The 7,009-nt window shown below is 39.8% G+C and carries 5 protein-coding genes and 1 pseudogene; all 6 read left to right on the top strand.

Features of this window, described 5'->3' with window-relative positions:
• Positions 1-316, top strand: a 316-nt coding sequence (locus C7N83_RS12420; protein WP_211296615.1) for a transposase, incomplete at its 5' end; no start/stop codon positions are given.
• A gap of 890 nt (positions 317-1,206) precedes the next feature.
• Positions 1,207-2,514: a nucleotide sugar dehydrogenase gene (locus C7N83_RS12415; protein ID WP_106743025.1), complete on the top strand. Its 1,308-nt coding sequence runs from the start codon at positions 1,207-1,209 to the stop codon at positions 2,512-2,514.
• A gap of 175 nt (positions 2,515-2,689) precedes the next feature.
• Entirely contained in the window at positions 2,690-4,108 is a 1,419-nt protein-coding gene (locus C7N83_RS12410) for an oligosaccharide flippase family protein (RefSeq protein ID WP_106743023.1), read from the top strand.
• Positions 4,109-4,324: 216 nt separating this feature from the next.
• Positions 4,325-5,605 carry an O-antigen ligase family protein gene (locus tag C7N83_RS12405; protein ID WP_106743021.1) on the top strand — a complete coding sequence of 427 codons (1,281 nt, stop codon included), beginning with the start codon at positions 4,325-4,327 and terminating at the stop codon, positions 5,603-5,605.
• Positions 5,602-6,672 carry a glycosyltransferase family 4 protein gene (locus C7N83_RS12400; RefSeq protein WP_106743019.1) on the top strand — a complete coding sequence of 357 codons (1,071 nt, stop codon included), beginning with the start codon at positions 5,602-5,604 and terminating at the stop codon, positions 6,670-6,672. Before C7N83_RS12405 ends, C7N83_RS12400 begins: the two co-directional genes overlap by 4 nt.
• Before the next feature lie 13 nt (positions 6,673-6,685).
• Positions 6,686-7,009: pseudogene (locus C7N83_RS12395) on the top strand (hypothetical protein); the annotation flags it as partial.

Here is a 7,009-nt window from a genome sequence, read left to right as displayed (position 1 = left end):
GCTTAAAAACAAAACCGATGCTGCAGGCGCAATTCACAACGGCAAACTGCTCAACCGGGTTGGGTCTTTGCTATTGCCGGAATTACCTCAAAACAGTGCGGCCGTGACGGATAATGCCGCGTTTCATGAAAGAGCTGATATTCAAGATTTAATTGAAGGTACAGGTCATACGATTTTTTGGTTACCGCCTTATCGTCCTGACTTTAACCCTGTTGAAAAATATTGGGCTCGGATTAAGAAAATACGTCAGGATTGGCGGCTTGACTGCATAGATACCCTTTTCTTTTACTTTATGCGGATTTGTACTGTTTTTTAATTTCTTTGACTCTACTGTTTCATGGCCGGTAAATTGGATATGGCCAACCGCTCCATTGAGTTGGTTGAGAAATGCCATGACGCCGAAACTGCTACTGAGATAAGTTGTATCCATCACGACATCGGCAACGGTTTGCGGGTTGCTTGACGGCAATCGGTGCCAGTCTGATTTTACGGCGGTTCTTCATTGCACCGATAACCTCGAACCGGCTCCTGATGAGTTTCTTTGCCGTGAATTTATTGGTGCGCAAACTGCTCGGGAGAGGAGGCTTTGGGGTAGGAATGGGCTTGTTACAACGAGAGCATTTATATCTTTGCTGTTTTTACGACCGTACTGATTATGCCGTTTTGATGGTAAAAAGGACATTTTTTATAAATATTGGCAAAAATCGCTAAAAGCCTTATATGATAAGCATTTTAGCGATTTTTACCAACCTAAAATGTCCATATAGGCTAAATTGAAACAATTTATTTTTAGAGGAACTACATGAATGACTAATGAGTGTTAAATAAAGTAAATATGCTACCGTTCAACTCACTAAATTAAACGATACTCTTTTTACTTTATTCTTTACCCATGCTCAGAAATACAAATAAGTTATTATTTTTTATATATTTAAAATATTTTTTTGTGCCTATGTTCCTGATATTTCTTCATCGTAATAAAACTATCGTATAATTATATCCTTTCACGACAAACCTTTTTTGTTTGAAACGACTCTTAAAAACGCTTATGATTGTGTTCGTTACCTACATACAGAGCCTACAAGAACCAGTTTGGCACTGTTTTTTTAGTAAAACGTACTGAAATAGCAATCACACAGGCATTATTGAACAGCCCGTTCAAATGCCGTGTAAGATGAATTTCCTATCAATCACATGAGAAAAATCATGAAAAATATTACTATTCAAAAATTTGCTGATAAAACCGCCAAAATCGGTATTGTCGGCTTGGGTTATGTTGGTCTGCCGCTGATGCTGCGTTATGTCGATATTGGTTATCAAGTATTGGGCTTCGATATTGATGAAACCAAAGTCAGCAAATTGAACAAAGGTGAAAGCTACATTGAGCATATCCCTTCTGAGAAAATTGCTGTCGCGAGCCAATCCTTATTTGAAGCCACCACTGATTTTTCACGCATTGGCGAAGTAGAAGCCGTTATCTTGTGCGTACCGACACCATTGAACAAATACCGCGAACCGGACATGAGCTACGTTATCGACACCACCGATGCTGTGAAACCTTACTTGCGCGAAGGTCAGGTATTATCTTTGGAGTCGACTACTTACCCTGGTACAACCGAAGAAGAATTGTTGCCACGCGTAGAAGAAGGCGGTCTGAAAGTCGGTGAAAACGTGTTCTTGGTTTACTCTCCAGAGCGTGAAGATCCGGGTAACCCTAACTTTGAAACCCGCACGATTCCTAAAGTTATCGGTGGCCATACCTCTGCCTGCTTGGAAGTAGGTAAAGCCTTGTACGAACCCGCCATTGACAAAGTCGTGCCTGTCAGCTCAACCAAAGCTGCCGAACTGACCAAACTACTGGAAAATATCCACCGTGCCGTCAACATCGGCTTGGTGAACGAAATGAAGATTGTTGCCGATAAAATGGATATCGATATTCATGAAGTGATTGCTGCTGCGGCAACTAAACCTTTCGGCTTCGTTGCTTATTATCCAGGTCCGGGTTTGGGCGGCCACTGTATTCCGATTGATCCATTCTACCTGACATGGAAAGCACGCGAATACGGTGTGAATACCCGCTTTATCGAATTGGCTGGCGAAGTAAACTCATATATGCCTGACTATGTTATCGAAAAAGTCAGCTTGGGTTTGAACGAACACAACCGTTCCATTAAAGATAGCAAAATCCTGATTTTGGGTATTGCTTACAAGAAAAACATTGATGATATGCGTGAAAGCCCTTCCGTAGAAGTGATGGATCGCTTGGCGAAGTTGGGCGCCAATGTTTTTTACTCTGATCCGCATGTGCCTGAATTCCCACATATTCCGGGACATCACTACTTCGATCTGAAGAGCGAAACCTTGACGCCTGAAAACATCGCTCAATTCGACTGTGTGGTGTTGACAACGGATCATGATAAATTTGATTACGAAATGATTACCGAACATGCGAAATTAATCGTGGATACCCGTGGTAAATTTCCGGTTAATAATCCTAAAGTCATCAAAGCATAATCGTAAAATAAACCGGCTGGCTGGCCAAGCCGGTCGGCTTTCTTGGCGTCGTTGGCAGCTCAGATATGCCAAAAAAGCTTTCCCTAAAAAGAATATCAAAAAATGGTCGGTTGGCCTCAAATATATTACCTAAACACTCACTTTAACTGTCCAATAGGCCGTCTGAAACGAATATATGAATGCACGAAAATTTTTAGGTTACGCGCTCGGTCCCATCGGCAGCGCGGCTTTCGGACTGATTTCCCTACCTCTGATTTCGTGGTATTTTCCGGCAGAAGACATTGGGCGTATTGTTTTATTACAAACTATTGCAAGTTTAACCGTTTTGATTTTGGGACTCGGACTAGATCAAGCATATATCCGCGAATATTACGTAGCGGAAAATAAAGCAGCCTTATTCAAGTCATTCAGCCTATCTCCTTTGATTTTGGTCATAACAGGAAGCCTGTTAGTCGCCTTTTGGAATATAGCATGGCCGTCTGAAATTATTTTTACCCTAAACAATAAGACACTAGGTGCTCTATTTTTATTATTTTTAACAACTACCCTGTTTACCCGTTTTCTTGCATTAATTTTGCGTATGCAGGAAAATGCATTGGCTTTTTCTTTCAGCCAACTTACACCAAAATTTTTAATTTTAGTGTTTGTATTAAGCTATATTGCATTTGGATTTCCCACTGACACAATCAGCTTAGTTTTTGCTTATACCGCGGCCCAAGTATTAACTGTTGCATTATTGCTGTATCAAACCAGAAATGAACTTCTCGCTGCCATGAAAGCCGATTGGTCAGCTGAAATGCATACTTTGGGCTTGCATTATGGCTTACCTTTGGCTTTCGGAAATCTGGCTTATTGGGGGTTTACTTCTATTGACCGTTTCGCATTGAAACAAATAGCCAACTGGGAACAAGTAGGTATTTATTCAATGGCCATTAACTTTAGTGCCATTGCATTGATTTTCCAAAGCATTTTTTCAACCATTTGGGCACCTTTAGTTTTTAAATGGGTAAAAGAAAATACCAATCTGGATAAGATTGGAAACATCACGCTATCTATGACAGCATTAATCAGCACAATTATTTGTTTAGTTGGCATTTTTTCACCGGTTGTTACTTGGTTTCTGCCCGAAAAATATGCGCCCGTCCAATTTATACTGTTGTCGAGCATGCTTTTCCCGTTATTTTATACATTAACCGAAGTAAGTGGCATCGGATTAAATGTCATTAAAAGAACATGGCTGATTACACTTGTTAACATTATTGCCTTTATCATTAATTTTAGCCTATTATATTTCTTGATTCCTCACGCAGGCGCACAAGGCGCAGCCATGGCAGGTGCTGTTTCATTTTGGGTCTTTTTTATTATTAAGTCGGAGCTATCCTCCCGATTATGGAAAAGTTTACCGCGCTTGAAAATTTATACCCAAGCAACATTTTGTCTGCTGATATGCCTGATTTATACCTACTGGGGAACAGAGCAAAATTATCCGATTTTTGCTGTATTTTGGTTGATCGGACTACTTCTGCTCGGTTGGAAACATCAATCACAGTTACAAAATGGCATGCAAGTAATTAAAAGCCGTCTGAAAAAATAAGATTCACTTTCGAAAAATACATAATGCATATGCTGATTATTCCTTCTTGGCATCCGGAAACATCTAATAACATTAACGGCGTTTTCTTCCGTTTACAAACACAATCATTAGCACGTATCGGCAACAAAGTAGGTGAGAGGGAGGAGCATTGTACCTATTTCCCGTTCACTGCGGACACAGGCCAAGAAAACACTACCAGCTTAATAGGGAAAAATTATGAAGATAAAACGTATTAATATTTATAGTGTTGTTCTCTATTTAATGTTATTAGGCTACATGCTCGGCCCGACACTCTCATCTAAATTGGGAATCCCACGTATTGATAACCTTTTAACCATATTATTTATTGCATTTGGCTTTTTAGTTTTATTTTTAGAAAACAAAAGAGTTCCCCGTAATATTTATATGATGTTGCTGTCACTTGCCGCATTAAGTCTCTGGCCCGGTATTCATTTCCTGATTTCAGATCTTACGCCGACGCAATTTATAGATATTATTTTTTTCATGGGATTGCCGGCTTTTTTCTATATTTTTTATCAAGTTTTGATCAGAGATGAAGAACCATTAGGCAGAATCCAAAAATTCTTAACTATTTTTGTACTCTATGTTGTTGTCCCTCCCTTTATCGAACTGGCAACCGGCATCCAATTCGTTAGTGCAAGTGAGGAGCTGGCACTTGAAGCAGGTTCCTTAAAAGGATTATTTTTCAATCCCAATAACCTTGCTACTTGTGCAGTATGTATCGCACCTGCGATTTTGTTCTTCTTCCAACTGGAAGGGAAATCGGTAAAAGAACGTTTATACGGATGGATATTATTCTTCACGCTCGGATTAGTTATTTTTGCCAGTGTTTCTCGAGCCGCTATCGCCTGTTATTTATTAATTTTATTTGTTTATATTGTGTATCAAAAAAATAGATTGATTACCGTCGGCGCAACAGCGTTAATGTTATTGATTTTATCCCTAATTCCTTCGAGCATCATCCAAGAATTTTTATTATCATTAGACGGTAACCAATTTTTAGAACGCTTTTCATCAAGGGTTTATTTATTTTTATACGACTTAGGTAATGACAACTCAGCATCTTACCGACGAGAAATTTACAATTATTTTTGGCAAAATCCACCTTTCTTATTAACTGGATACGGATCTAAAAACTTTAAGGAATATTTTGGCGGCCATTTAAGTAACAGCTTAGGGTTTGAAAATCCGCATAGCTTTATTATTGAATTGTATTTGGGTTTTGGCATTATCTCATTATTAGGTTTTGTTTCTTATATTTTGATTTATCTAAAAAACACGATAACGCGAAACATTCGTTCCAAATCTAAAGTGATTGCATGGGTATGCCTTGGAATCTTCTTGCTGTCAGGATTTATTCCATCAACAATATTGAGAATGCCGTTTATTTGGATTCCCTGCTTTTTGATTTTTATTTATATTACTTGCATTACAGGCAAAATAAAAAATGCCAATCATTTATCGGGAACATTATGAAAATTGTTTTAACAACCTCTATGTCAGGCTTAGGCGGTACTGAAAATGCAACCTTCCGCTTGGGTCGTTTATTAAATGCCCGTGGCCATGACGTAGTATTGGCTTCTTCAGACGGCCCTTTAATCGAAGAAGTTCAGGAATTGGGAATCAACTGGCAACATATCGATTTCTATCAAAGCGGTAAAAAAGGCTATATCAAAGCCATGTTTGCCTATATGAAAATGTTAAAACGAGAGCAGCCTGATATCATTCACTGTCAAATGGCGCGAATTGTACCTGCTTGCACCATTGCCGCCAAAATTGCTTCGCCTAAAACCAAAATGTTTTACCATGCGCGCGGCTTAGATCCACAAACCTACCCTAAAATTGCAAAGCTTTTCGACAAGTTGGGCGTGTATATCATCGGTAACTGCAAACACGAACAAGAAAAACTGATTCGTCATGGTTTTCCTGCCAACCGAATTACCTATACTTATAATGCTTTGCACAAAGTAGACCATATTCCTGAAAAAACCGAAAAAGACTACATCATGCTAGGCACCCTTTCCCGCTTGGATACAGTCCGTGCTGTTCACTTGATGTTGGACATTTTCAAAAAAATGATTGACCGTGGTTTACCTGTTCGCCTCAATGTAGCCGGCATCGGTGAAGAAATGGAAAATCTGAAAACCCAAGCCAAGCATTTAAATATTGACGATAAAGTTACTTTTTTAGGCGGTGTGCGTGATTTGACCGGCTATTTCAGAGAAGTCGATATTTTGGTCAATACCCCTCATTGCGTAGGTGATCATGGCGCAGGTGTCGGTAATAATATTTTAGAATCAGGCTTATATGATACGCCGGTTGTCACCTATAACATGGCTGGTATTTCTGAAATAGTCATCAACGGCAAAACCGGATACTGTATTCCTTTTGGCGAGGAAGAGCCGTTTATTGAAGCAGTTTCCCAATTAGTGCAGAGCCGCCAATTGCGCAATCAAATGGGCAAAGCATTGCATGAACGTGTTGCCCATCTGTGTTCTGATGATGAAATCTACCGCACCACCATGGCTGCGTACAACATGTAAGGCCGTCTGAATAGTGAAAATTACAATTGTCGCTCCTTATTGTTCATTACCGAATGAACCGCACTTCAACCGCTTTTGGTATCTGGCCGAGTTATTGGCCCAAAAACATGATGTGTTGTTGATTACCAGCAATTTCAAACACTATGATAAATCTTTCAGACGGCCTGAAGAGGCCGAGGCTGCCTCACAAGGCCGTCTGAAGGTCATGTTGCTGAAAGAAAGCGGTTATCAAAAAAACGTTTCTTGGGGTCGTGTTAAAAGCCACCATGTGTTTGTGAAAGATTTTAAACGATGGTTGGCGCAATGCCGGCCTGGCGAGCAAGATGTTGTTTTCTCC

Source organism: Neisseria iguanae (assembly GCF_003013245.1).
In the GTDB taxonomy this organism is placed as follows: domain Bacteria; phylum Pseudomonadota; class Gammaproteobacteria; order Burkholderiales; family Neisseriaceae; genus Neisseria; species Neisseria iguanae.
The sequence above is the reverse complement of the archived record's forward strand: the minus strand, read 5'-3'. Positions and strand labels throughout refer to the sequence as shown.